The organism is Lachnoanaerobaculum orale (genome assembly GCF_003862485.1).
GTDB classification, from domain to species: Bacteria; Bacillota; Clostridia; order Lachnospirales; family Lachnospiraceae; genus Lachnoanaerobaculum; species Lachnoanaerobaculum orale.
Genome location: NZ_RRCM01000001.1, coordinates 1,157,060 through 1,183,854, shown reverse-complemented (window position 1 = coordinate 1,183,854; position 26,795 = coordinate 1,157,060). Strand labels below are relative to the sequence as shown.

The following is a 26,795-nucleotide window of genomic DNA, read 5'->3' as shown; positions in this document are numbered from 1 at the left end:
TTTTTCTTCTCTAAAACACTTTATATACTTAACCATTCTACTTAGCAAGCTACACAAACATACTTTCTAGCATGGATTTCTTTATTTTTTGCAATTTTTCCAACTTACTTTGATGAAGGGTGATAAGGTGATTGATAGACTCAAAACATATTCCAACTTTTGATTGCTCTTCACGTGATGGAAATGGAATTGTCATTGCATAAAATAATTCTGTTTTAATACTAAAACGATCTGATCTAGCACCTGAATCCCCATTATATTCCATAAATTTATGCCATTTATTCGTTTTAAAATAGAATTCTAGGAATGTTTCATTCATGTTTCGTGGATGAAATACTGTGTATAATGGTGACATTATGCCCCTTTTGCAAAGTTTATTCCTGTTAATTGGACCAACAGGTGCAGTAACAGAAATCCTTGGATTATAAACAAAATCATTAGGACTGACTATATAATATCCACCTATATTATTTTTATTTACTATTTCATGGTCAAAAAAATCCTTCTGATCTATAATTCCAAATTCAGCTGAATTTGTAAATACATCTCTTTCTTGTAATTGAAAATTCTTTTCTACTACCTTATCTGCTATCTCCCCCAGCTTACGCTGTTCCCAATCTTTAGTAAATCCTGAAAATCTTATTTTTGGAGTTTTTTCTCCATTTTTTGAAAAAAGATGTTCAAGCATTGATTTTTTAATAATTTTTAGTTTTTCAAGCTTTCGTTGATGAAGGGTGATAAGGTGGTCGAGACAAAAAAGAAATTCTCCAATAGCTTTTTGTTCTTCGTAATTTGCTGGTATTGGAATATTGAAATCTGCAAGGTTGCTACGACTTATTCTTTGTCGAGTTCCGCCAGCGAGACAAGTATTTACATCATCAAAATATGATTGCGATGACAGGTACTGTAGCAAGTATTTTGAGTTGATTTGAGTTGCCACTCTAACTATGGTGCAATCGACTGCTGCTATAATTTTCGTTCCTAAACTTGGCACTATACATGCTCTTCCAGCAGGTTCAGGCAAACGAGAAATCAATATATCACCAGCAAAAACTTCCTCACAATTTAGCCTTCCAAAAGTTTCTTCTGAAATCCATTTTTTATTATTTGATTTATCAATGTATTCACCCAATCCAATATTTCCAGTTTGAATAAGTCGAACCCCAAAATTACTTTGGTCTTTAGATTCAATCCAATCTCCATCTGTGAACTTTTCGCAAAGTCTTACCAACTTACGCTGTTCCCAATCTTCTTCAAAGCCTTTAAATCTTATCCTTGGTACTCTACTCATCTATACCTCCCAAGAGCTTTATCAGCTCATTGATGCCTTCCATATCTCTCTCTGATCCGGTAAGTTCTGAGAGCATACTTGCAAGTGACTTTTCTGTTTCTTTGATTTCTTTTTCAAGATCATCCATGGTTACAGCATATTTTGTAGAAAGTGCTTCTACATCCTTTGTGAAGACTTTTAGCATATCATCTGATAAATCAAGTATTCCGTTATAAATAGGGCTTGACCATTTTTCGTGCAAAAGATTATTTACCTCTTCCTCTGATAAGCTCTCTATCTTAGCCTTTGTCTCCAAATGAAGTTCATCTTCACCCTGTTTTATTTCAGTCTTCAGCTTTTTCTCTTCATTATTAAGTTTTTCAGCTTTTTCTAAGGATTCTATAAGCTCTTTTGACTCACCGTCAGCCTTTAAAGACTTTATAACAGCCTTTATATTCTTGAATACAAAAGCGTCATTGGTATCATTTAATGCTTCCGTTATAATTTCCTTATCATCTTCACTTAATGATTCCAGAATCTCCTCATATGAAGACGGTATTTCAGCCAACTTTTCCTGTTTCTCTTTTAAATCTCTTTTTCTTTCAGAAAGACATATTTCCTGTACCAAATCAAATGGCAGTATATGTCCTTTCCATCCCTCCTGTACTTCTACATCCTTGCCGTTCTTTTTCTTTATGACCATATTCGGGTCTACCTGTGTTACAGCTTTTATCCCCTCTGTCTGTATAAGCTCCAAATCTCCCGATATTTCAGTGAATTTATCTTCAAATATCTCATATGCTCCATACGGATCTATCAATGTGATATCTACAAATCGCATAAAGATATTATTGGCAATAATCTCCTGAGTCTTCGGTATATTTATAGTTGTCGCGTTGGCTATTAGGATACTATCCAAGTATGCTCCCAAATCACCAAATCTCAACATATGATTTTTTTTAAATTGCAATACATCCTTATTGTTTTTTATCGTCTCCCTTATATTCTCAGACTTTAACGATAAATACTCTTCTCCGGCAAAAAGTTCTCCTTTGAGTGAAGGAAATACCTCCCAGTATTTATCAAACTTTCCAAGCTCTGTTTCAGGAATTCCACCAAACATTGAAGCATATATATCATAGCTTTCTGCCGCTTCAGACGAATCCACATAACGAGGAATATTCAAATTGTAGTCATTGGCACGAATATCTTCAAGACTTACTACTTTTGAATATTTTTCTATATCCTTTCTTGACTTTATCGTATCGACTATTTTTCTTATATCACATGCACGCAGCTTATTGTTCTTACCTTCTTTTATAAATCCTTTTGAAGCGTCTATTATCAATACATCTGTATTTTCTCTCTTTTGTCTAAGTACCATCACTATAGTAGGTATACCTGTTCCGAAGAAAATATTTGCCGGTAGTCCGATTATGGCATCTATATTGTTCTGTTCTATCAAATTTTTTCTAATATTACCTTCTTCACCACCTCTAAAAAGTACACCATGTGGCAGCACTATTGTCATTATTCCATCCGGCTTCAGATGATAAAGGTCATGCAAAAGGAAGGCATAGTCAGCCTTTGACTTTGGAGCTATTCCATATCTCACATATCTTGGATCACTGTCCTTACCTGTAGAATCCCATCTTTGAGAATAAGGAGGATTTGATACTACAGCATCCACATACAGCGGTTCATATGTACTATGAGGATCGGACTCATCAAAGTATGGCCAATCTTCTTCCAGAGTATCTCCATTTCTTGTCAATATATTTGCAGGAAGTATACCACGCATTACCAGATTCATTCTTGTTAAGTTATATGTATTAGATTTCAACTCCTGCGCATAATACTGTATTCTGTTGGCATCATCCATATACTTTGCAGCAGTTTTTCCTATATTTATAAGCAAACTTCCGCTTCCCGACGTCGGATCATATATTTTAATTGTATCACGACCTTTTAAATGTTCCGCTATAATTTCAGACATCAAAAGAGACACCTCATGAGGTGTATAAAATTCTCCCGCCTTTTTTCCTGCATTTGCTGCAAAGTTGGAAATCAAGTATTCATAGATAAATCCCAAAACATCATAGTCCTGTTTTCCGTTCATAGGGATTTCATTTATAAGCTGAATCAGATCGCTTACTGCCTTTGTCTGTGACTTTGTATCTGCACCAAGCTTTGAAAGACCTGTTTCAAGTGTTGTAAATACACCTTCAAACAGCTTTTTATGTGACGGCGATATATTTCTACTAAACGATGATAATCCTGTTCGAACATTGTCAACCGAAAAATCAGATCCCATATTTATCCAAGTTGAAAACAAGTCCTTATATGCTATAAAGTATCCCAAATCCTGCTTTAGACTTGACATACTTGAGTAACTGTCATCCGCCTCTTCATTAACATATTCCTTGATATTATCCGCATCATATCCTCTATTATACAGGTCCTGCTCTTCTTTGTCTGAAAGATACTTATAAAAAATAAAGCCCAATATATAATCCTTATATTCATTGGCTTCAATCTTTGATCTCATTTGATTTGCAGACTCCCAAATCTTTGCCGCAAGCTGTTGTTTATTCATTTTACTTCCCCATTATCCCTTCATATGCACTATAACTTTAACTAAGTAAAAGTCCTAAAATATATTATATATTATTTCTTCTAAATAGATAGTCATTTTAAGGCAAATGCTGATAATATTTTGACCGTTTAAAAGGGGTTCTACCATAGCGGCTCAGATGTCAAAATTGTAGATTTTTATAATGATATAAAATCAAATAACTATTTCCGGCTGATATCAAGCTTCTTCTTCAAAACAGTCTATAACTGTTGACGATATCTTTATGGTTACCTACTTCTTAAGCTCTTTAATGTATGGATTTTTTATAGCTTTACTAAAATCAAATTCCTTTTCAAGAAATTCATCTCTCATAGACTCACTCATGATAGAATACTCCATATCCCCACTGTTCCAAATATACATAATAGCTGATACAGGGTTTTTCCCTTCTTCCCAAAGCCATCCTGAGTAAGTAGTTGAATTTCCAAAGTAGCCTTCTGTAATAATTTCAAACTCACAATTTCTATGAACATCCATAAATTCCTCTAAAAAAATAGCATCTCCGGTAAAATGACCTTTACCTAAGGTTTTATTAAAAATCAACACACTGCAAAGCCTTAAATCACAATCTTTAAAACAGACTTCACCCTCATGTTCTACTTCTTCATTGTTTACATATTGAAATAAGGAATCAACCTTTAGAGTAAGCATTTTATTATGGAATTTAAGTTCCTTTACTCTGCTGCCGTTAAGGCTGCAAATGATATTGCTTTGCCTGTCATATATAAATTTATTTATATTTTTGTCCATGATTTACTCCTGAATGAATCTATAGCAGCAGAATTTTTTAACTCTACTGTCTACTTATCTTTAATCTGCAATTTATTATAATTATTATACATTATTCTATTATATATTTGGATTCCATTTGTTATAATATGAGCTGGAAAGTGAAATTATCTTATAAAAAGAAGGGAAATACTAATGGAAATGAATTTAAACCCTGAAGAAATACAGAAAATAAATAATCTATGGAAAACCTCACGATTTCAGCGTAGTTGGAGAGCCGTACAAAATATAGTCAATTGTAAAGATAATGTTACGAATTATTTTGTTAGGAATATTATTCTTATATTTATAAGCATTATTGTCGGTATAGGCCTTTTCTTTTTAGAAGAACAAGGCATCCTTCCGGACAGTGTTTTGATAGACAAACTTATGAAGTTCATCGCAAGACTTATTCTATTTCTTATAGCACTACAAATCATAAGTGTCCTGGTTTATAGCTTATTGGGTCCGGGCTTTGAAGAAAAGCAAAGAAGCAGACTGCGCGTGCTTTATGAGAGTGAAATTCTTGAACCGATACTGCAATCACTTTATCCTTTAGCCAAAATCGATACGGAACATGATATTTCACCAAGTAATGTAGCAGAGGTAGTCCCTGCTGCAAAATACTATGTCCAATCAGGGATACTTAAGCTAAATAATGAAAAAGATATTGAAATAGTGGATTTATATGCATATACTGTCACAAAAGGATTGGCAACAGGAAAGGATGAGATAAAGAACCTTCGTGAGATTACGGGCTTTATCGGACAAGTTTACTCTATTAAGAATACACACTCTTTAAAAGGAAATTTGCGAATTATTCCGACAAAGCATTTCCTTAATATCAAGACTCAAGGGGGCTATCTTGGTAATATGTCAGGCGGAAAGAAAATTAATGTAGACGATTTATGGCAAGGCGAGCACTACAACATCTACTGTACTGACGAACAATCAGCAAGGATGTTCTTAACTCCTGCTGTTATTGACCTGTTTAACAACAGTACTTCGGACTGTGGACTTTCTCTATACAGCACCGAATCTCGAATTTATATTGCAGCTTATAATAATAAGCGGCTTTTTGCAGCACCAAGGAACAAAGATAGCCTCAGGTCATGGAGTATAGAAAAAGCAGCAAGGAATATAAAATATGCTTTTGATTTTGCAGACAAAATAGCCGAGATTATGTAAGCATTAAAATAAATATGAGTTAAAAAATAGTCACAAAATAGGAGTCTACATTCCTATTCTGTGACTTTCTCATTGTTTAAAATAACTACTCATTCCGACCTTTTTGGTATGTAGCTTAAATTTTTTTAAATCCTAGATTTATATGCCTATTTCCTGTAAGCTGATATTTCTTCCATTTAAATCTGTAATCTCAGCCTTTTCATCATCAGTAAGGTTATCAATAAAAATACACCATTCATTAGGATATCCACCGACAAATTCCATTTTGGGAATATGAATTTGGCTTGGGTTTTTCGCGAATAAACATAATCTGTTATCACCCCAAAATCTTGTGAGTGTTAAAATCTGTTTCTTGTATATAACATCTATACCTTTCAATTTTATCTCCGTAAATTCTTTATTTTCATACCGTATTCTAAGTGTTCTTAAAAAACTTGAGTTAATGCCACTATCTTATCTTTGCTAAGTCCATTTAATTATCTGAACTTTTTCATAATATACTTCAGCTTTGGTGTTTCAATCACTTCATAAATTTCAAATCCAAGCTTATCATAAACTCTCTTTGCACTTTTATTAAAGTCAAACACAGTTAAAGAGATACTTTGAATATTCTCATCTTTAAAGATAAAATCTATAAATTCTTTCAAAGCCTTTGTTCCAAGACCGGCTCCTGTTTTTAAAGGGTTTAATACAAATCTACCTATGTGAATGTTATCATCTTCGACTCGCACCTCTTGTATCATTCCGATAAACTCTTCACCATTAAAAATCGAAAATTTGTTTTCCAATTTTTCTATTTTTTCATAAGTTAGCGGAAAAGAAACTTCTATTCCCATCCATTGCTCTTGAAATATCTCTCCTCTTTCATTTGACCACTTGCATAAAAGTAAAATATTATCTTTATCAATACCTTTAGTAAATCCAATGCTCATAGCAATCTCCAAAACTTACTATATCTCATATTGCAGCAACTCTTTTCTCAGCTCTTTTACAATTTCCGCCATCTCTATGATATCATCACCTATAATTTCATATAAATCATATGACTTCGGATCTTTTACAAAATCTTCCAACGCAACTTTTATAGCTGTATATTCTTCTTCTGTTGCAACAACTCGTATGAATCGATTTTGTTCATCTTCATTGCCATACAATTCTCCAATGTTTACGTGTCCGTTATTTTTACATTCCAACAAAATAGCGGCAAGATCTGTAACAATATCTATCGCATAATTAAAGTATATTTCAAGTCTAATCGAATTGGTAAACTTGAGATTATCGACTGTTTGCCTAAAATCCATATTCTGCCTATCAAGTCCTATACCTGTAAATATTTCTTTAAGTGAAATCTCTTCTTTATTCAGGCCATCTAAAAACTCTACGAGACTCAAGCTGTCATCAGAACCACCGATAAAGTCTCCCCAATATTTTGATATATACATACTTTACCTCTTTTTAGTTTCAAGTCTGTCTTAACAAACTCTTCTTCATTTTCTCTGTTATGATATCTACAGATATTTACTTACGTCCAATAAACTTATCTAACACAACTAATATATTACTTGTATTGTGCCTATACTCCAATACTGATAAGTCCTGCTCTTTTATATTATTAATCATGCATCTGCTTTTAAATCTTGCAGATTCTTCTCTCTTCTTGCCGTCATTCACCTTTTTTCCTAAATACACTCTTTCAATATCTTTACAGAACCATACAAACTCATATTCATTATCTTTACAAAAGCACCTTGCCTTTTCAAGAAACTGCATATCTTCTTGTTTATTATCATATTCATCACAGTCAAAACAGTATATAACTTGGCTTTTGTTATTCTTTGATACATTAAGATATTGAGAAACTAAAGACTTAACTTCTTTTTGCTTTTTGGTATAATTTGACTTTCCATCCATATATACCGTCGATAATTTGATATGAGCTTGATCAATTGTATAGAATCTGCTTATTGTATCCTTTATATATATCCAATCTGATTTACATGTCTTATTTGTCTCAACAGCAAAAATCAACTGTAATCCCATACTAATCCTCCTCATCAGTATCAAATATACCAATAAAATCGATTGAATCAATATTGAATGGTGACCCCTCAATCATTCCGGTTCTGTATAACTTTGACGGTGAGTAATTTCCATTGCTTGTCCATGAATATATTTTATTGTCAACCGACAGAAAATCAATAGATTTCTTGTGTTTTTTTAATATATCCATCGGACCTACATTATGTGTTGTAAAACATAACTGACCTCTTCCAAAATCCATCAAATACTCAAGCAACGCACATAAATATACATCATGGAGATTTGAATCCAATTCATCTATAAATACTATTCCACCCTTTGTCATAATATCTAAGTATATAAACAATTTTATGAGTTTTTTAATTCCTGTACTTTCAAATTCTGTACTGATAGAATAATTATCATAGACCATATTTAAGCTACATACATACATATCTCCATTTTCTTTTCTGTCAATATCAATACCGGACAGTTCAGGTTTAAATATTTTTATAAAATTACATAATCTTTTGACAATACTCTCATATTTACTATAAGCATTCTTCTCTACCGTATCAAAATTAGTATGGAATATATTTAGCCTGTTTGCATTTAATCTTTTCGCCTGATTTATTATTGTGGTAAAATCTAATTCTTTTTCCCCTAATAATATATCACCCAAAAAATAATTTATATGATTATCAGATTGATCCATATAAATATATATATTTTCTGCAACTATATTCAATGCTAAAATACACATTCCAAGAGAACTGACCAGTCTGTTTTTAAATTTATCTGAATTTGACATTACTTCCAGATATGATGCTAGTGCAGAAGAGTTTGAAAGCAGATTCATTGTTTTCTTTATAAAATATTCCTTTAAATCATCTTCTTCATTGTATATTTCAATAACTTCACCATCCTTTATATGAATCAAAGTATCCAATACATCTTTCCTGGATGTAGCTCTTTTATATAACAGCTTTTCTTCATCAATAATATATCTTTCCGCTGCATTCTTTATCAGGTTTATATTATATCTGAATAAATATATGTTTTTACTACCATTTAAAAAAAAATCTTTTACTAAAAAATCTGCACTTATCGACAGCCTACTTATCTTCTTGTTTATTATTTCATTTAAATTTTTTTGTACCATTGGATCATTTAAATAATTGCTATCAGTCATAAGGCTTCTCATTATGTTCACAGATTCTAAAATAGCAGATTTTCCTGAACCGTTTACCCCATATATACCTTTTATATTATACTCTTCAGTATGTATAGGAGCAGTTATGGTCTTTTTATAAAAAGAAAGAGATACCTCATCTGTTAAATTCTTAATACCGCTTACTCTATAATTTAATAAAAATCTATCCTTCATACTTTATAACCTCCTACATTATTAGAATAACATAATATTTTGTAAAAATAAATACATTATGTATTTTTATTTTTATGATGTAGATTATTAAAAAAGTGTCAAAACCCTTCAACTTTAAAGAGTCTTGACACTTTCTATTATCTGTTCATTATCAAATTTTTATATCTTGCCAGTTCTTCCTTGGCCTTGTTAAAATCTACCATATGCCATTCCCAGTTCGGGCTTCCGACTGTTCCAGGTGTATTGATATGACCTTCTTTACCAAGTCCTATTATATCCGCCAAAGGTATAATGGCATACTCTGCCTTGCTCTTTAGCACATATGTCAAAAGTCTGTCCTTTATATTGCCTGCCTTTATACCCTGCTTCTTTAAAAACTCTCTGACCTTTCTCTTTGCAGCTACAGTCAAACCGTCATACCACTGCATTAGAGTATCATTGTCATGAGTTCCTGTATAGAAAATAACATTCTCTATATCATTTGATATATCTCTTGCATACTTTCCTTTTGTATTGATAGAGAATAGAAGAATTCTCATTCCCTTTAGGTGATAGTGATCCTTCAGCTCCAATACCTCAGGACGCAATTCTCCCAAATCCTCAGCAACAAGATTTACACCCGGCAGTTCCTTATTTAAGGTATCTATCACTTCATATCCCGGAGCCTCAATCCACTCTCCGTCAATAGCGGTAGGGCATGAAGCCGGTATCTTCCAGAAAGTATCAAATGCTCTAAAGTGGTCGATACGAATGATATCAAACAATTTATTGCTATATCCTATTCTATCTACCCAGAACTTATATTTGTTTTTCTTTAAGTAGTCCCAGTCATAGATAGGATTTCCCCATCTTTGTCCTGTAGCACTGAAATAATCAGGGGGAACTCCGGCGATAAATATAGGTCTTCCGTCGGTATCAAGTAAGAAATTATCCTTACCTGACCATACATCTACAGAATCAAGTCCGACATAGAAAGGCACATCACCCATGACTTCAATGCCTGCTTCATTGGCATATTTTTTTACAGCCATCCACTGAGTATAGAAAATATATTGAATAAAGCATTGGTATCTTGCTTCTTTTTCTACATTCTCAGAAAGTACACTCTTATCTCCTGACCAATTCTTGTAATCAGCCTTCCAATCATTCCAGCAATCACCATTGTTGTCAAGCTTTAGAGCACGAAATACGCCATAGGTATATACCCAATCCTGTGACATAAAGTCTACATATGCAGGATCTTTTTGTCCGTCTCCGGCTACAAACTTTTCAAAGGCTTCTCTCAAGTAACTCTCTTTAAAAGCTCTTACAGCTGTATAATCAACTCTTTTAGCATTTTCTCTAAATTTATCAGGTTTCTTATCAAGCAATCCGGCTTCAAAAAGTAAGTCAAGACTGATATAAAGCTCATCACCTGCACATGAGGAGTATGGCTGATAAGGAGAGTTTCCAAATCCGACAGGGTTTAAAGGTAAAATTTGCCAGATCTTTACCCCGTTTTCCTTCATTATATCAATCCACTGATAGGAAGCCCATCCAAGCTCTCCCACGCCTGTTGTGGAAGGGAGAGCTGAAACCGGCATTAAAATTCCTGTTTTTTTCATTCAATACTCCTTATAAATGCCAGATATCCTTATTGTACTCTGCAATAGTTCTATCTGATGAGAAGAATCCTGCCTTTGCTATATTTACAAGAGCCTTCTTTGACCAAGACATCTCGTCCTCATAGTCATTTAACATCTGCTCTTTTGTCTTTATATAATCCTTTACATCAAGGAGTGCCATAAACCAGTCTTTACCTACAATTTCCTTATAAAGTCTGCACAGATTCATCGGATCTCCGATACGGATAAGTTCTTTGCTGATAATGAAGTCTACCAACTCCTCCACCTCAGGGTCGTTATCATAGATATCGGCAGAACGATATGAAGCTGTTTCATAAAGCTTTATTACATCTTCAGACTTCTTACCGAAGATATAGATATTGTCATCGCCTACAAGCTCATGAATCTCTACATTGGCACCGTCCTCTGTACCAAGTGTTACAGCACCGTTTAACATAAACTTCATATTTCCTGTTCCTGAAGCTTCCTTTGATGCAAGTGAGATCTGCTCGGAAATATCACAAGCAGGGATAAGCTTTTCAGCCTTTGTAACATTGTAGTTTTCCACCATAACTATATTAAGGTATGGACTTACAGACGGATCATTCTCCACCAACTGCTGCAGGCAAAGTATCAAATGAATTATATCCTTTGCAATAGTATATGCAGGTGCAGCCTTTGCTCCGAAGATCATAGTAATCGGACGCTTAGGTAAATGTCCCTTCTTGATCTCTTTATATTTGTAAATAGCATAGAGTGCATTCATCTGCTGTCTCTTGTACTCATGCAGACGCTTTATCTGAATATCAAATACAGAGTTCTCGTCAATATCAATGTTCTGAGTCTGCTTTAAATACTTCTTAAGCTCGATCTTGGCATCCTTTTTGATTTCTCTAAGCTTCTTTAACACCTTCTCGTCGTCCTTGTAAGCCAAAAGCTTTTCAAGATTTTCAGCATTATCCATATACTCAGGTCCGATAAGCTCGTTTAAATACTCTGAAAGCTCATGATTGCAGTGAATGAGCCATCTACGGAATGTAATACCGTTTGTCTTATTGTTGAACTTCTCAGGATAGATATCATAGAAAGGCTTAAGCTCCGAGTTTTTCAAAATCTCTGTATGTAGAGCTGCAACACCGTTTACTGCATATCCGAAGTGAATATCAATATGTGCCATATGTACACGGTTCTGATTGTCTATTATATACACTCTCTCATCACTAAACTCTTTTCTTACCCTTGCATCAAGCTCATAAATAATAGGCAATAACTGTGGTACTACCTTCTCCAAATAGCTGATTGGCCACTTCTCAAGTGCCTCTGCAAGTATTGTATGATTGGTATAAGCACAGGTCTTTCTTACCACATCGATGGCTGTATCCATGTTAAAGCCCTTTTGCTGTGTCAAGATACGGATAAGCTCAGGAATAACCATGGTTGGGTGAGTATCATTGATCTGAACACATACATGCTCATGAAGTCTGTAAAGATCTACACCTCTTCCTTCAGCCTCTCTTATAATTAACTGTGCCGCATTGCTTACCATAAAGTACTGCTGATAGATTCTAAGTAGCTGTCCCGCCTCATCACTGTCATCCGGATACAAGAACAATGTAAGGTTCTTACCGATGTCATGTTTATCAAAATTTATACCGTCTCTGATAATAGACTCGTCCACACTGTCAATATCAAAAAGATGTAATTTATTACATTTGCTCTGATGATATCCCGGAACATCTATATCGTACATAGTTGACTTTAATGTAAAATCTTTGAACGGAACTTCAAAGCTTACATCTGTTCTTGTAAGCCAGCTGTTATCTGTTATCCAAGGATTCTTATCCTCATACTGCTTGTTATCAATGAACTTTTGTAAGAAAAGTCCGTCGTGATAGTTTAATCCTACACCGTCACCATTTAATCCAAGTGTTGCGATAGAGTCAAGGAAACATGCAGCCAAACGTCCAAGACCACCGTTTCCAAGTGAAGGCTCCGGCTCGACCTCTTCAACGGCTGTTATATTGTGACCATTCTTGTCAAGAATATCTCTTACTTCATCAAATAAACCAAGATTTATAAGGTTGTTTGATAAAAGCTTTCCGATAAGGAACTCCGCTGAAATATAGTAGAGCTTTCTGTTTCCTGTATTATGCTCCATGCCTTCCATCTTCTCTTTTGTAATTTTCAAAAGTGCTGTATAAATTTCCGCATCTGAAGCTGCCGCAATTTCCTTACCAAGCTTTTTCTTTAACATCTCTTCTAATGACATACCTTTATTCTCCTTTTTATATTAAATCCTGCGGATTAAAGTTCCGTTAGCTCCAAGTGTTTCCCCGTCAAATTCTCTTGAAAATAAGACATCTTTTCCCGAAGTTACTTTGATAGGCTCATCTGAAGCGTTGATAAGAACTTCCATCCTATTTCCATATTCATCAATTTTGATATATTCCACACATCTTTCATTTTCATAGTTATGTGGAAAGTGGAAATACGGACTTCTGCACATCTTCTCATTTCGCCTTAACATTATAAGGCTTCTCATAGTAGAAATCTTTTCTACATTTTCACTGCTGTTAATCTCACTCCACGGCATACATCTTCTGCAATCCGGATCATGTGCACCTTCCATGGCTATCTCCGTACCGTAATAGATACATGGACTTCCCGGAAGGGTAAAAAGAATTGCAAGCTGCTGATAAAACTTATCCAAATCATGGAATCTGTTTATAAGTCTTTCCGTGTCATGCGAATCAAGCAGATTGAATAATACATTATTACTCTGCTGCATATACATTGTATAACAGCGGTTTACCATGTACTCAAACTCATGCTTTTTCATTGTCTTATCAAGGAAAAAATCATGAATTCCGCTAAGCAGAGGATAATTCATCACAGAATCATATTCATCACCTTGTAGCCACTGTATTGCATCATGCCAGATTTCTCCAAGCAGATATATATCAGGCTTTATAGCTTTTAGATGTTCTCTTATCTTTTTTAAAAACCTGTGTGACACCTCATTGCCCACATCAAAACGAATACCGTCTATATCAAACTCTCTTATCCAATCTTCACAGATTTTACAAAAATAGTCTATAACCTCATCATTGTTGGTGTTTAGTTTCGGCATACCGTCCGTAAAAGCGAAAGTATAATACCTTTTATCCCTTGTATCACCTCTTTTTGCAATATCTTCCCAGTTTTCCACCATAAACCATTCCGCATACTTTGAGGATTTACCTTTTTCAAGCACATCAAGCCATGGCTTAAATTTTCTCCCACAATGATTAAACACCGCATCCACCATGATACGAATACCCTTGTCATGCGCTTCTTTGCAAAGTGACTTCATGGTATCACTGTCTCCAAAAGAAGGATCTATCTTTGTATAATCGGTTGTATCATACTTATGATTTGATTCGGCCTCCATTATAGGATTCAGATAAATACCTGTTATTCCAAGGTCATAAAGGTAATCAAGTTTGCTTTTGATTCCTTCCAAATTTCCGCCGAATTTCTCATAATTGGTAACACTTCCATGATCTCTCCAAGGCAGAATATCTTCTGTATTTTTCTCCGGAGTGCCGTTACAAAATCTGTCGGGAAATATCTGATACCATATGGTGTCGTTTACCCACGCAGGTGTAATATTTATATCCGACGGATTCATCCACGGCATAATGAAGCACTGCAACATCCTGCCGTCCATATGGAACTGTTCTTCTGTTAAAAATCCGTCTTCAAAATAATACCAGACACTGTCATCTGTATGCAGTTCAAAGAAATACTTACATCTTTTATATATCGGAGTAAGAGTTGTAGTCCACCACAACTGATTTGATAATCGTTTTTTGTATACTATTTCTTCTCTTTTTCCGGTCCACTTCTCGCTTCCGCCAAGTATTCCGGCTTCAAACGGATCACCATAGTGGATAAAAACCTGCTTAACATCATATCCTGTTTTTAAATTTATAATAAGTCTGTCCTCATCTATAGGATAACTCATCTGTTCTGATGTTCTATGGTATACACCGGTAAATTCCATTATATCTCCTCTATTCTTTTCTTACCAAGTATCAATACACTTTGTTTTCCTACTTTTATAGGAGCCTTTGCAGTTATATTCTTTTTCCAAAGCATACTGTTATTGCCGTCACAAAGTACTTCAAAATCTCCGTCTAAAGACTCAACTTCAAAGTCCTTCTTTGAAGCATTATAAATGACTTTAACCTGACTCCATAAAGAATCCTTATCATTATTTACACTAAATCCTACTACCTGCTTTTGTTTCCACATATCGGTGATATGTTTATAGCTGTTTTTGGATTTATCACAAAGACCCGAAATCTCTTTTCTAAGTGCAATCAGGCCTTTATAGTAGTCGACAAGGTCAGTATTCTTATACGCAAGTTCCCAGTCAAGTTTGTTTACTGAGATTGGCATATTGTAGGTGTTGTCAAGTCCGCCCTTTGTTCTGCCAAACTCCTCACCTGATAAGAAAAACAAAGTTCCCTGACAAGTCATATAAATTGCGGCTGCCAGCTTGTTTAATCTCATTACCTCATCTTTACCGGCCGTATCACTTAGTTTATCCCAAAGTGTCTGATTGTCATGTGCCGAAACATATGAAACTATCTGCGACGGTGCTTTCACACCTTCAAACTCTTTGTTGTATTTAGGATCACACCATGCACTTACACTTGAGAGTATATCGTCTTCTTTTTCCATGCCTCCGTTTACAAATCCGGCTTCTTTAGGTCTGAGAGCGGAACCCTTTATAGAATCTCTGGTGTTGTCACAAAACGCTCCTATATTTTCATCTAAAAGAGCAATATTGTCTTTGTTGGCAACTTTCTTATTATATTCTATGGCTGTATCCGTTGCAGACCAAGGTTCACCGTAGATTATCTTTTCGCCCTTACCGTATATGATATCAAGTTCTTTTCTGATATTGTTCATCAAATCAGTATCAAGAAGTCCCATCAAATCAAAGCGAAATCCGTCAATATGATACTCCCTTGCCCAGTAAAGTACAGACTCCAGAATATATTTTGAACACATGGCTCTCTCACTTGCCACATCATTGCCGCAGGCGGAACCGTCAGATACCTTACCGTCACTAAATGCTCTGTAAAAATACCAAGGCAGAGTTCTTTGAAACCATGAATCAAGTGAGTAAGTATGATTATATACCACATCCATAATTACGCCAAACCCGGCTTCGTGGATAGATTGTATCATCTCCTTCATCTCTGTGATACGAACCTCACCGTGAAATGCATCTGTAGCATACGAACCCTCAGGTACATTGTAGTTGACAGGGTCATATCCCCAGTTGAACTCAGAGTCCTTGGTTTCATCCACAGAGCCGTAATCATACATCGGCATTATTTGAATATGTGTCACACCGAGTTCTTTCAGATAATCAAGTCCTGTAGGATGAATACCGTCATTATTTAATGTTGTGTGCTTGCAGGTAAAAGCCTTATACTTTCCGCGATACTCTAAAGGAAAACCTCCCGACTTGTCAAAGGAAAATTCTTTTACATGAAGCTCATACACAACTCTTTCTTTATCCTTTTGCGGTGTCTTATCATTCTCCCATCCTTTAGGGTCGGTTTTTTTTAAGTTTACCGCCATACTTCTGATACCGTTGACTCCGGAGGCTTTTGCATACGGGTCCGCATTTAAGACTTCTTTAGAGTCTCTTTTTATCAAATAGTCATAGTACACCTTATGAAGCTCTTTATCTGAGTGATAACTCCAAACTCCCTTATCCTCTTTTTCCATAGGAATCTGCTCATAAGCCTTACAGCCGTCTCCTGCTTCATAAAGATTTAGTAATACACTCTTTGCACCCGGTGACCACAGTTTGAATGTGGTCCCGTTTTCATTACATTCCACACCTAGGTCGTTTCCTTCATAAATATAGTTTTCAAGAAACTCCTTTGATGAGTAATATTTTTTAAGTTCAATTATATTTTCCATTATTATCCCTTAACAGCACCTGAAATGCCGTCTACATAGTATTTCTGCATGAATAAGAATAAGAGTGCAATCGGAATGGAAATAAGAACTGCACCGGCAGCAAAGCTTGTGTACCAGCTGTCGATATATTCTTTTTCAAGCATCTTCCAAAGTCCTATGGCTATTGTATACTGGTCAGAGTTTGCTCTGCATATAACTCTCGCAAAAATAAAGTCAAGCCATGGTCCCATAAATGACGTTAAGACAGTGTATACAATAATAGGTTTACTAAGCGGTAAAGTAATCTTATAAAAAATCTGCCATCTGGTACATCCGTCCAAAAGTGCCGCCTCATCTATCGCTGCAGGAATTGTATCAAAAAATCCCTTTGCTATCTGGAATCCAAGCCCCGCACCTCCGGAGTAACATAAAATAAGTGCCAATTTGATAAGATTTCCTTCTGTAAGTCCCATTGCCTTTAATATAAAGTATACTGCAATCATTGACATAAATCCCGGGAAGAGTCCAAGTACCATTGCCATGTTCATATAAGGCTTTCTGAGTTTAAACTTTATTCTTGAAAGGCAGTATGAAACTGCAAGTACATAAAATGCCGACAATATACATGAACATATTGCGATAAACAAGGTGTTCATAAACATCTGCGGGAAGTTCAAAATAGTTGTATCACTAAACAGCTTTGCATAGTTGTCAAGTGTAAACGCCTTTGGTAAGAAGGTTGATACATATGATCCCTTTTCCGCTCTGAAGCTTGTTAAAACTACCCAGAATATAGGGAAAAGCCAAATAACGGCCAATATAGCAAGAACGATATGTACAATAGTGTTGTTTATCATTCTATTTTTCTTTGCAGACTGAAATTGCTTTGCCATAATTAGAATCCTCCCTCTTCCTTATATGATTTACTGTTTCTGTATGTGAACAGTGCACCGATTGCCAAAATAACAAATGTCATAATACCGATAACCGCGCCGATATTGTAATACTGCTTGTCAATTGTCAACTTATAAAGCCATGTAACCAAAAGGTCTGTCTTACCTGCTGTTGAAGAGAGGTCTGTAACAGGATCTCCTCCCGACAAGAGGTAGATAACATTGAAGTTGTTGATATTACCTGTAAATGTAACTATCAAATAAGGTGTTGTAACATAGAGCATGTAAGGCAATGTAATCTTTGTAAATGTCTGTATTGCATTTGCTCCGTCAACTCTTGCAGCCTCATAAAGATCCTCAGGGATATTTTGCAATACACCTGTAAGCTGAAGCAAGGTATACGGTACGCCTACCCAGATATTTATTATAATAACGGTCACTCTTGCCCATGTAGGATCAGTAAAGAAAGGAAGACTCTTATCACTTGCTATAAGACCTAAGTTTCTGAGAAGTACGTTTACCGCACCTTCAGGCTGTAACATTGTACGCATTATAAGAAGTGATACGAACATAGGAACCGCACATGAAAGTACGAAACAAAATCTCCAAAATCCCTTTGCCCTTGTTCCTTTTCTGTTTATAAGGAGTGATAAAATCATTCCGAAAATATAGTTACTGAATGTTGCAAAGAACGCCCAGATAACTGTCCATGCAAGCACCGACCAGAATGTACTTCCGAGAATACTTTTTGAATCAAACAAAGTCTTGAAATTATCAAGTCCCACCCAATCAAACAGCATTAAATGGTTGTCTATACGGCTGTAGTTTGTAAATGCCATACAGATCATAAATACTAAAGGAAGTATTGTAAATATAAATACAAATGCTGTAGGCGGTGTCATAAACAGACGATACAAATTTTCATTTAAAAGTGTTTTCAAATCTTCTGAAAAGTTATTTACATGCTTACCTTCTTTGCGAAGACATTCAGCCTTGTATGCACTCTTTAATGTACCTCTCCAAATAACTATCATAAGAACGGTAATTAAAATCGCGGCCACACCGTACAGCAATATAAGTATGGACTGGTCACCCTTTGTATAGGTATAAATCTGCTTTGCCTCATCCCATATTTCCTGCTGCTCTACGCTTCCAAGTGTTTTAAGACCCGCTATAAAGCCGATTCCGTTTACAAACATAAAGACAAGATATGCGATCTCTATAAAAAGATATATAAGTCCTTTTATAACCTGTCCGTTTACTATATTTCCAAATCCCATCAGGATCATGGAAAGCTTCGTTGATAATCCGCCCTCTTTTATTGCATTGGTGCAAGTGTATGGAGTCGGAAATTCATTAACTCTTTTTTTTAATAAACCCATAACATTTACCCCTTAATTTAATCCGTTACTGTTCATTGCCGCATTCATCGCTTCTGTCTGTTCTTTGGCGTTATCATGTGTCACGCTCTTGTTTCTGATTCCCTTACCCATGTTTTCAACCGGAGTCCAACAGTTACTCATCGCCGCTACAAAAGGCTGAAGTACTGAAGTATTGTTAAAAGTATCATTCTGTGCCTCAACAAGCGCATCTGCCGCAACCTCAGGCTCTTTGAGCAGTTCGGTATTACAAGGGATAACGTTTCTAAGCTCATAGTGAGATTTTTGTGCTTCCTCACTTCCAAGGTATACCGCAAGTGCAACCGCCTGCTCCATATGTTCACTGTGTGCATTTACGCCTATTGCTTTTGAACCTGCATATGCAAGCATCTGCTTTTGTCCACCATTTATATTAAATGTAGGAAGTGAAGTAACACCCATCTTATCTCCAAGTGCTTCTTTGATGGCATTGGCATCCCATGAACCTGTAAACATTGCACTCACGCTGCCGTCACGAAGTCCTGCAAGTGCCGAACCGTCAGCATCAATTTTAAAGTTCGGATTGGAGGCAAGGTCTATAATGTAGTTTGTAACATCTACAGCCTTGTCTCCTCCAAAGTCTACACCCTTTGACTCGTCGTTTTCGTTTCCGAACAATGTACATCCGTTTCCCAGATAGAATGCCGGGAGATACCATGAATTGACAAGCGGGAAAGAAACCGTACCCTTTTTTAACATTGTATCAAGATTTTTCACATCATCATCAGAAAATACCGACTTGTCATAGAACATATACCATGTATTTGTTGTAAACGGAACACCGTAGATTTCATTATTTACTGTCAGTGAATTCAAAAGCTCTTTTGAATTTGTCGACTCGATTTCTTCTTTGTACTTTCCGCCAAACTTTACTATAGCTTTTGCATCTATAAGATTAGTCAAATGATCGTTTGCATACATAAACACATCCGCACTGGCATCCGGGTCCTGTGACACCTGGTCTGTAGCTGTTGCCTCATCCGCAACTCCGTAGACAAATGTGATATCCCACTCCGGATGTTCACTTGCAAATTTTTTGCACATTGTCTGAAGCCATTCACCGCTTTCTTTCGACTGGTCTTCAGACGGTGACCATACCATCAGTCTGACCTTTTCAGCTCCGGCGGCACTCTTACTGTTACCACAACCTGTAAGACCGGCACCAAGAGTCAAAGCCATGATTCCTGCCAGAAATCTCTTAAGACTTCTTCCCATAATCTTACTACCTCCTGATTGAATTTTCGTATTGTTTCGTTAATGTAAATATATAACTTTTTTAATTTTTAGTCAATCAATTTTCATGTATTCTCCATGTTTTCATAAAATACGTTCAACATATTTTAAAGTATTTATGTAATATCCATTATTCGGTTTTCAAAGATAATTTAAAACATACCTTATAGTGATGTTATTCGTTGCTTTTTACAATTTTATTCTTTATAATAGTATAAAAGTGATTCTCTTTTATGTGAAAGGATATTAAATTATGACAACAATACAGGATATTGCTGACAAACTTGGCATTTCCAAGAGTACTGTGTCAAAAGCATTAAACGACGCACCTGATGTTAGTGAAGCATTACGTAAACAAGTTTTAGAAACTGCGGTTGCACTGGATTATACGAAGCTTAGACGATATAAAAAACCGGTCAAAAAAATCTGTGTTTTAATCGAAAAAGAAAATATTGAGTATGAAAAGCCCCATCATTTTGCATATGATATAATCATGGGCTTTCGCCAGCTTGCGGAGCCTGCAGGCTTTGAAGTCGAAACTGTAGCTGTTGATACCGCTTTTCAAAAAAATACGGCATATGACATATTTATGCTTGAACACGACTATGTAGGTTCCTTTGTGCTTGGATTCTCACTCAATGATCCCTGGCTGAAGGATTTTGATAACAGTAAAACACCTACCGCACTTTTTGACAACCATATAACAGGAAATCCGTCAACAGCATATGTAGGTATTGACAATGATGAAGGTATGGATTTGATGCTCTCTCACCTCACAAGTCTGGGCCACAGAAAAATAGCTTATCTTAGCGGCTCTTTAGGTTCTTATGTGCTTAAGGCAAGACACTCCGCTTTTGTGCGTGCCATGCATCACTACGGACTTGTGACAGACTTTGAAAATATAGGATGTTCTTACTATATTTCAGAATGCACAGAAAAATATCTTCCAAAATTTCTTGAATCAGGTATAACTGCAGTTGTCTGCAGCCATGACAATATAGCTTCCGCGGCAGTCACAAAGTGTAAGCAGCTTGGCTACAAAGTGCCTGAAGATATAAGTATTGTAGGTTTTGATGATTTACCGATTGCAACCTCCACTTCACCTAAACTTACCACCGTAATACAGGATAGAATTGAACTTGGAAAAAGCGGTTTCTTTGCACTTTCAAGTCTGTTAAATGATATACCCATAAGCACATTTTTATTACATTCAAAACTTATTATAAGAGAATCCACCTCATCGGTTCGTACAAAAAAAAGCAGCAATCTGTAATATCACAGATCGTTGCTTTTTTTATCAGTCTTCTCTTGCGTATAAAATAAACAGTGCAACTCCGATAAAGAGCATACCGCCTACAATATTTCCGAGAGTAACAGGAAGTTCATTTTTTATAAAGAAATTCTGCCAGTTGAGTGTAGCAAGCTTTTCAGCTGTTATACCGTACTTTGTCATAGCGACTTCAGCAAACTTTGCATTGCCTGCCGCAAAGATACCTGCAGGAATATAGAACATATTTGCAACACAGTGCTCAAATCCTCCGGTAACGAAAGTCATTATAGGCAAAAAGCTGGCTAAAACCTTACCTGAGATATCCTTTGAAAGTCCCGCCATAACAACGCCGAAACATACAAAGAAATTGCAAAGTATACCTGAGATAAAGGCACTTCCGAATGAAATATTTGCCTTTGAAAGTGCAAGCTTTATTGTAAAAGCACCCATTGCACCGTCACCAAGCTTAAACTGTCCGCTGTATGCAACAAGTATTGCAAGGATAATTCCACCTATAAGGTTTGAAATAAATATAGTGATAAGCACTCTTATCATGCTTGCAACATTGTACTTTCCTTTTAACAGTCCCATAATCATAAGGCAGGCACCTGTGAAAAGCTCTCCGCCAAATAATACCATCATAACGAAGCCTATAGGGAACACAAGTCCGGCAACAAGTCTTGCAAGTCCTACATTTGCAATATCGTGCATAGCTACACTGCTTGCCATAGCACCTGCACCAATAAGCATACCTGCAAATATTCCAAGGATAATCATCTTATGCAGCGGACGCTTTACTTTAGCCTCACCGGCAGCTATGAGATTTGAAGTAACCTCAGCAGTTGTATTGGAAAAATTCATAATACACTCCTCTTCTTTTTTGTCGGTTATATTTTTAAATAACTTCATATATTGTACAAAAAAAATCTTTTATGTCAAGGACAAATCACAAAAATTTTGATAATATAAACATAACAAAAGAGACTCCGCACACCCGGAGTCTTTTCTTGATTTATTTTATGTATCTGTATACTTTACAGCTTTACTATCCTTGTGCCATGTACGGCGGTAATGCTTGGAAGCTTTTTGAGCAGCTTATCTACATTTTCAAAGGTTACTCCTCCGCCAGGCATTATATTCACATTGTACTTCTTTGCAAAGGAGATATATTTTTTCAGAGTGTCTATATTATCGAAAATATCATTATTTTCGGCACTTCCATGTGTAAGGATTGTATCCACTCCAAGCTTTGACAAAGTCTTTATAGCTTCAAGTCTCTTTTCAAGAGCCTCTTCAGTCTCAAGTCCTTCACCGATACGATCAAATGCCATATGGAAAGTAAAATTCATCTCTTTTCTGAAAAACTTAGGTGCACCTATAAGTTCCTTGATATAGTCCTTATCAAGCTCACCGCTCTCTGTGACGGCACCTATAACGGCTCTTTTTACACCCTGCTTGGCCATCTCTTTAAGATCGTTGTACATAATGGATTTTTCTATATTGTTATATACAAAGTCTCCACCTCTGACTCTTATCATAACAGCCAGCTCAACATCATTGCTGTCGCAGATAAACTTTGCATAGTCTCTTACCGCCATACTTACGGTAGTACCGCCCACTGCCAAATTGTCACAAAGCTCAATCCTTGTTGCCCCTGCATGAATCACATCTTTCAAATAAGTAACATTTTCAATACAAGCCTCTAAAATCATGTTCTCTCCTTATTTCAATTCTATCTCCACCACGAAAATCTCTATAATCCCACGGTGGATAACACTATCATTTTGGGAAAACTTCCCCCTGTTATGTCTATTATATTCTACAATTATGCATTCGTAAATACTAATAAGATTTTTGCCAAAAAAACCACCCGGTAAAGTTATGCTTACAGGTGGTTTTTCCTTTTCCTAAAAAACAATAATATGAAAACACATAGTGAGACAATAAAAAGTGTTATATAAAACTCGATACCGCTCTCATCCGCCGTCTTTACTATCGCCTTTTTCATTCTCTTTACAACCTTTACAATTGTTCCGGCATTCTTGGAATCCGAAGGCTTTATAGGAGGCTTATTGTAAGGCTCGTCAATCTCAATAGTAGGTGCGACATTCTCCTTAGTCTCATTTTTATTATTTTCCGTATTCTTTTTTTGTCTTATTTCGTCTCTGCTGCTTGAGCCGTCATTATATCCCTTATCATTAGGATTCGGATATTTTATTTCTACAAGATATTTTACATTAAAATCTACTGATGCAGGCTTTGCTGGTTCCAACGGGTCTTCAAGATAAGTGTTTGTATACAGACTTCTTCCGTTTGTCAGCACCTGTATATGTACAATATAATTTTTTCTGTCAAAGTTGAACTTCTCATTATCCGCATTTGCAAGCGATATACTGTACTTATACTCTCCTACATCATCAAATTCTCCAAAATCATATGTCAATGTAGCGTTTTTTCTCAAATACACAGGAATTACACTGTTTGAAACCACATTGTTATGAGAATCCAGTCTGCTCACATTTATCTCATATCTGTAATAGATAGGATTTAAGCCCGATACATTTATATTTATCGGCAATTTTACATTTGCAGCCAAGGCGTCCCTCGGCACAAGTATAAAATACAGTGTCAAAAGGAAAAATACGATTTTTTTCATATCATCTCCTTATCAGTTCACCAAAAAGTACGATTCTACCGTTAGTATAGGACTCTGTACATGTGGACATAGCAATGACTTTATTATTCCTGTCTACATCTCTTATATTTACCGCATTTTCACTCAGATACTTATAGAAAGCATCTTTATCATTATTGGCAAAATAAGGAAAATAAAGCTTCTCATTGTAGGCATCCGTATGCATTACGGCAAACACCTTGACATCGTATATTTCTTTCCTGGTATATAAAATTCCGTTGATATGTGTATCAAAAAATTTCTTGTCCAAAAACTTTTCCACATCTCCAAACATGGAACCGTTATCAATATGATGTCCATAAACCAAGGAATAATGCTCATTTAAAGCACCGTCACACAGACTGCTTAAGAAAATAGACCCTGCAAGTGAAAAGTTGCCGTCTATATCCTTATTCAGATACTCGGCATCATCGACACCCTGAACTACCGGATAGTTTATATTTGTATCAAAGATGTTCAGCCACGCCCTCATATCCGGATATTTTTCAAATAATGCTTCCACATTTACGGCATCATTCTCATTTCCGGCGGTACCGGGGGCATTCTTTAATATTTCACTTGAAAGAGATGCCCCTTTGTACACATGGAAAACATCATAGAGTGAGTATGCACCGAATAAGAACATTATCACCGCCATAAGAATAACGATTATATCTATAATCCTATTTCCTATGTATGCACATTTTCCTATAACATTCATTCTTAGTTCTCTTCTTCTCTTTTTCTTCTTCTAAAGAATACAAGAATAAATAAGATGCCTGCTCCGATCATGATTGCAAACGGTGCAATGCTCATTACAACACCTGTAGGTGTAGGTGTATCACGATAGTTTAAGAAGAATATTGTATCTGCAACGGTATCATCAGCCTTTACAGGAGTAACTGCAGTCACAGCTGCCACATTTGCATACTGAGCGGTAGATGTAGGCGCTGTAATTCTTGCAACATTGATACCGTGAGTTGTCTTATATCCTGCAGGTCCTACAACACTCACATCCTCAGTAACTTTGTACTTGGCTGTAGAAGGAAGACCTGAAATCTTTATAGTCTGACCGCTCTTTAACTTAACATTTGTCAAAGAATAAGTATTGGCTGTAACACCGGTGATAGATGTAGGGTTTGAAGCGTTTGTAGAAGATACCGCATAGTCCATACCTACACCGATATTGCTGAGGTCGATAGTAAACTTAAACTCTTCTGTCGTAGAACCCATGTTACCTGCAACATCCTTTTGAAGGATAATATCTCTTGTCTTGAATGTACTTACATCATCCTTGTTATCTGTTGTAAGCGCACCGCTTAAATCATCAATATAACCTGTAGTCTTTGAGTTATCTGTAACTGTAGTATCCTTTTTCATCATAACGGCTGTCTTTACTTCAAGCTTTCCTGCCGCATTGTATCCTACATATACATCAAGATATCTCTTCTCCTTACCTCCTGTAAGCTGGCTCACATCTCCTGTATAGTCATGCTGGCTTGCAGTAAGGTTAAAATCACCTGTCTCTGTAATCTCATATCTGTAGATACCCGGTACAGTTATATCGTCAATACCGTCTTCGTTGAACTGCTCTGTAAAGTCTACAGTAACATCTTTTTTAATAAGGTGGTTTGTAATTGTATCATTGTGACTGAACTCGGCTGATGAAATGGTAGGCATTGCTGTTCCCGGAATAACGGTAAGTCCGCCGTCTGTACCGCTGACAGGAGTCTTTCCGCCACCGCCGTTACTTCCTGTGATAGTATATGTATACTTTACATCAGGTGCCTTTGCACTACCGCCTGTAGTGTCGTCTACATTGTATATTTTCATTTCCTTGGTGAACTTAATCTTATTAGGTACACCTGTTGCAGGCTTTAACTGCTTTGTTGTCTCTGCTGCCATGGCACTGCCTGCCAATGCAACTGTCATGGCGGACACCGCCGCAAAAGTCATAATTCTTTTTAACATCATATATTATCCTTTCTTATAACAATAATTATTTTACCCTCAATACTCTTCTTGTTTATAACTCCGAAATACCTGCTGTCCTTTGCAAGTGTTCTGTTGTCTGCAAGTATAAAGTATTCATTTTCTCCAAGCACTATCGGATATGTAACATTTGTGTCGTATTTTCCTGTGCTGCCTTTGATATCATTCTCTACCAGTACTGCCCCGTTTAATATAACATTTCCGTTGTCGTCTATATCAATACTGTCTCCGGAAGCACCTACCACTCTTCCAACATACTTTTCACCGTCTACTTTATAACAGACGGCATCCCCCGACTTGAACTTATTTTCAAGTCTATAGAAAAACAGCAAATCTCCCGCTCTGACTCTTGGCAACATCTCATTATTCGGTGAAATCCTTACACCGAATATAATGAATATCAGTACATAAATCATCACAGCAAGTGTTATCAGTCTTAAAATAAAAGACTTCAGCTCCGCCATACTTCTTTTTTTG

The 26,795-nt window shown here is 36.0% G+C and carries 22 protein-coding genes and 1 pseudogene; 2 read left to right on the top strand and 21 right to left on the bottom strand.

All coding sequences use genetic code 11. The features are described 5' to 3' along the window. Window positions 1–49 precede the first annotated feature (49 nt). The 3 genes and pseudogenes from EHW90_RS05740 to EHW90_RS05725 all read right to left on the bottom strand — a co-directional run. Entirely contained in the window at window positions 50–1,291 is a 1,242-nt protein-coding gene (locus EHW90_RS05740) for a restriction endonuclease subunit S (protein WP_124951940.1), read from the bottom strand. Next, the gene (locus EHW90_RS05735) at window positions 1,284–3,866 is read right to left on the bottom strand and encodes a type I restriction-modification system subunit M (RefSeq protein WP_124951939.1); all 2,583 of its coding nucleotides are present in this window, start codon (window positions 3,864–3,866) and stop codon (window positions 1,284–1,286) included. Before EHW90_RS05735 ends, EHW90_RS05740 begins: the two co-directional genes overlap by 8 nt. A gap of 363 nt (window positions 3,867–4,229) precedes the next feature. After that, a pseudogene (locus EHW90_RS05725) lies at window positions 4,230–4,655 on the bottom strand (hypothetical protein); the annotation flags it as partial. 174 nt (window positions 4,656–4,829) lie between these two features. Between EHW90_RS05725 and EHW90_RS05720 the strand changes: the two are divergent. Next, complete coding sequence (locus EHW90_RS05720) at window positions 4,830–5,861, top strand: DUF3137 domain-containing protein (protein WP_207667034.1); 1,032 nt, start codon at window positions 4,830–4,832, stop codon at window positions 5,859–5,861. Between the two features lie 138 nt (window positions 5,862–5,999). Here the strand turns inward: EHW90_RS05720 and EHW90_RS05715 are convergent, their stop codons facing one another. The 12 genes from EHW90_RS05715 to EHW90_RS05660 all read right to left on the bottom strand — a co-directional run bounded on the left by EHW90_RS05715 (window position 6,000) and on the right by EHW90_RS05660 (window position 20,364). Then, a complete protein-coding gene (locus tag EHW90_RS05715) occupies window positions 6,000–6,239 on the bottom strand; it encodes a hypothetical protein (protein ID WP_124951938.1) in 240 nt (79 codons plus the stop codon). A 98-nt stretch (window positions 6,240–6,337) separates the two neighbouring features. Next, a complete protein-coding gene (locus EHW90_RS05710; protein ID WP_124951936.1) occupies window positions 6,338–6,793 on the bottom strand; it encodes a GNAT family N-acetyltransferase in 456 nt (151 codons plus the stop codon). Between the two features lie 18 nt (window positions 6,794–6,811). Next, complete coding sequence (locus EHW90_RS05705) at window positions 6,812–7,303, bottom strand: imm68 putative immunity domain-containing protein (protein WP_124951934.1); 492 nt, start codon at window positions 7,301–7,303, stop codon at window positions 6,812–6,814. Between the two features lie 76 nt (window positions 7,304–7,379). After that, the gene (locus EHW90_RS05700) at window positions 7,380–7,901 is read right to left on the bottom strand and encodes a hypothetical protein (protein ID WP_124951932.1); all 522 of its coding nucleotides are present in this window, start codon (window positions 7,899–7,901) and stop codon (window positions 7,380–7,382) included. A 1-nt stretch (window position 7,902) separates the two neighbouring features. Beyond that, the gene (locus tag EHW90_RS05695; RefSeq protein ID WP_124951930.1) at window positions 7,903–9,267 is read right to left on the bottom strand and encodes an AAA family ATPase; all 1,365 of its coding nucleotides are present in this window, start codon (window positions 9,265–9,267) and stop codon (window positions 7,903–7,905) included. 137 nt (window positions 9,268–9,404) lie between these two features. Further along, window positions 9,405–10,871, bottom strand: coding sequence for a 4-alpha-glucanotransferase (malQ, locus tag EHW90_RS05690; RefSeq protein ID WP_124951928.1), 1,467 nt, complete (start codon window positions 10,869–10,871; stop codon window positions 9,405–9,407). Between the two features lie 10 nt (window positions 10,872–10,881). Next, complete coding sequence (locus EHW90_RS05685) at window positions 10,882–13,140, bottom strand: glycogen/starch/alpha-glucan phosphorylase (protein ID WP_124951926.1); 2,259 nt, start codon at window positions 13,138–13,140, stop codon at window positions 10,882–10,884. A gap of 21 nt (window positions 13,141–13,161) precedes the next feature. Then, window positions 13,162–14,916 (bottom strand): glycoside hydrolase family 13 protein, encoded by a 1,755-nt coding sequence (locus EHW90_RS05680; protein ID WP_124951924.1) that lies wholly within the window; start codon window positions 14,914–14,916, stop codon window positions 13,162–13,164. After that, a complete protein-coding gene (pulA, locus tag EHW90_RS05675; protein WP_124951922.1) occupies window positions 14,916–16,859 on the bottom strand; it encodes a type I pullulanase in 1,944 nt (647 codons plus the stop codon). Before pulA ends, EHW90_RS05680 begins: the two co-directional genes overlap by 1 nt. 2 nt (window positions 16,860–16,861) lie before the next feature. Continuing rightward, complete coding sequence (locus EHW90_RS05670) at window positions 16,862–17,731, bottom strand: sugar ABC transporter permease (protein ID WP_124951920.1); 870 nt, start codon at window positions 17,729–17,731, stop codon at window positions 16,862–16,864. Window positions 17,732–17,733: 2 nt separating this feature from the next. Next, the gene (locus EHW90_RS05665) at window positions 17,734–19,113 is read right to left on the bottom strand and encodes a carbohydrate ABC transporter permease (RefSeq protein ID WP_124951918.1); all 1,380 of its coding nucleotides are present in this window, start codon (window positions 19,111–19,113) and stop codon (window positions 17,734–17,736) included. 12 nt (window positions 19,114–19,125) lie between these two features. Further along, entirely contained in the window at window positions 19,126–20,364 is a 1,239-nt protein-coding gene (locus tag EHW90_RS05660) for an extracellular solute-binding protein (protein ID WP_124951916.1), read from the bottom strand. A 271-nt stretch (window positions 20,365–20,635) separates the two neighbouring features. Here EHW90_RS05660 and EHW90_RS05655 point away from each other — a divergent pair, with 271 nt between their 5' ends. Continuing rightward, window positions 20,636–21,655 carry a LacI family DNA-binding transcriptional regulator gene (locus EHW90_RS05655; RefSeq protein WP_124951914.1) on the top strand — a complete coding sequence of 340 codons (1,020 nt, stop codon included), beginning with the start codon at window positions 20,636–20,638 and terminating at the stop codon, window positions 21,653–21,655. A gap of 24 nt (window positions 21,656–21,679) precedes the next feature. On the opposite strand, the gene EHW90_RS05650 is transcribed toward EHW90_RS05655, so the two are convergent. The 6 genes from EHW90_RS05650 to lepB form a co-directional block, all read right to left on the bottom strand. After that, a complete protein-coding gene (locus EHW90_RS05650; protein ID WP_124951912.1) occupies window positions 21,680–22,513 on the bottom strand; it encodes a formate/nitrite transporter family protein in 834 nt (277 codons plus the stop codon). A 173-nt stretch (window positions 22,514–22,686) separates the two neighbouring features. Beyond that, window positions 22,687–23,364 (bottom strand): copper homeostasis protein CutC, encoded by a 678-nt coding sequence (locus EHW90_RS05645; protein WP_009446183.1) that lies wholly within the window; start codon window positions 23,362–23,364, stop codon window positions 22,687–22,689. A gap of 173 nt (window positions 23,365–23,537) precedes the next feature. Continuing rightward, entirely contained in the window at window positions 23,538–24,308 is a 771-nt protein-coding gene (locus EHW90_RS05640) for a sortase B protein-sorting domain-containing protein (protein WP_124951910.1), read from the bottom strand. Between the two features lies 1 nt (window position 24,309). After that, a complete protein-coding gene (gene srtB, locus EHW90_RS05635) occupies window positions 24,310–25,047 on the bottom strand; it encodes a class B sortase (protein WP_124951908.1) in 738 nt (245 codons plus the stop codon). A 2-nt stretch (window positions 25,048–25,049) separates the two neighbouring features. Beyond that, window positions 25,050–26,300 (bottom strand): DUF7601 domain-containing protein, encoded by a 1,251-nt coding sequence (locus tag EHW90_RS05630; RefSeq protein WP_124951906.1) that lies wholly within the window; start codon window positions 26,298–26,300, stop codon window positions 25,050–25,052. Next, the gene (lepB, locus tag EHW90_RS05625) at window positions 26,297–26,782 is read right to left on the bottom strand and encodes a signal peptidase I (RefSeq protein ID WP_124951904.1); all 486 of its coding nucleotides are present in this window, start codon (window positions 26,780–26,782) and stop codon (window positions 26,297–26,299) included. The genes EHW90_RS05630 and lepB overlap by 4 nt, the downstream gene beginning before the upstream one ends. Window positions 26,783–26,795 lie beyond the last annotated feature (13 nt).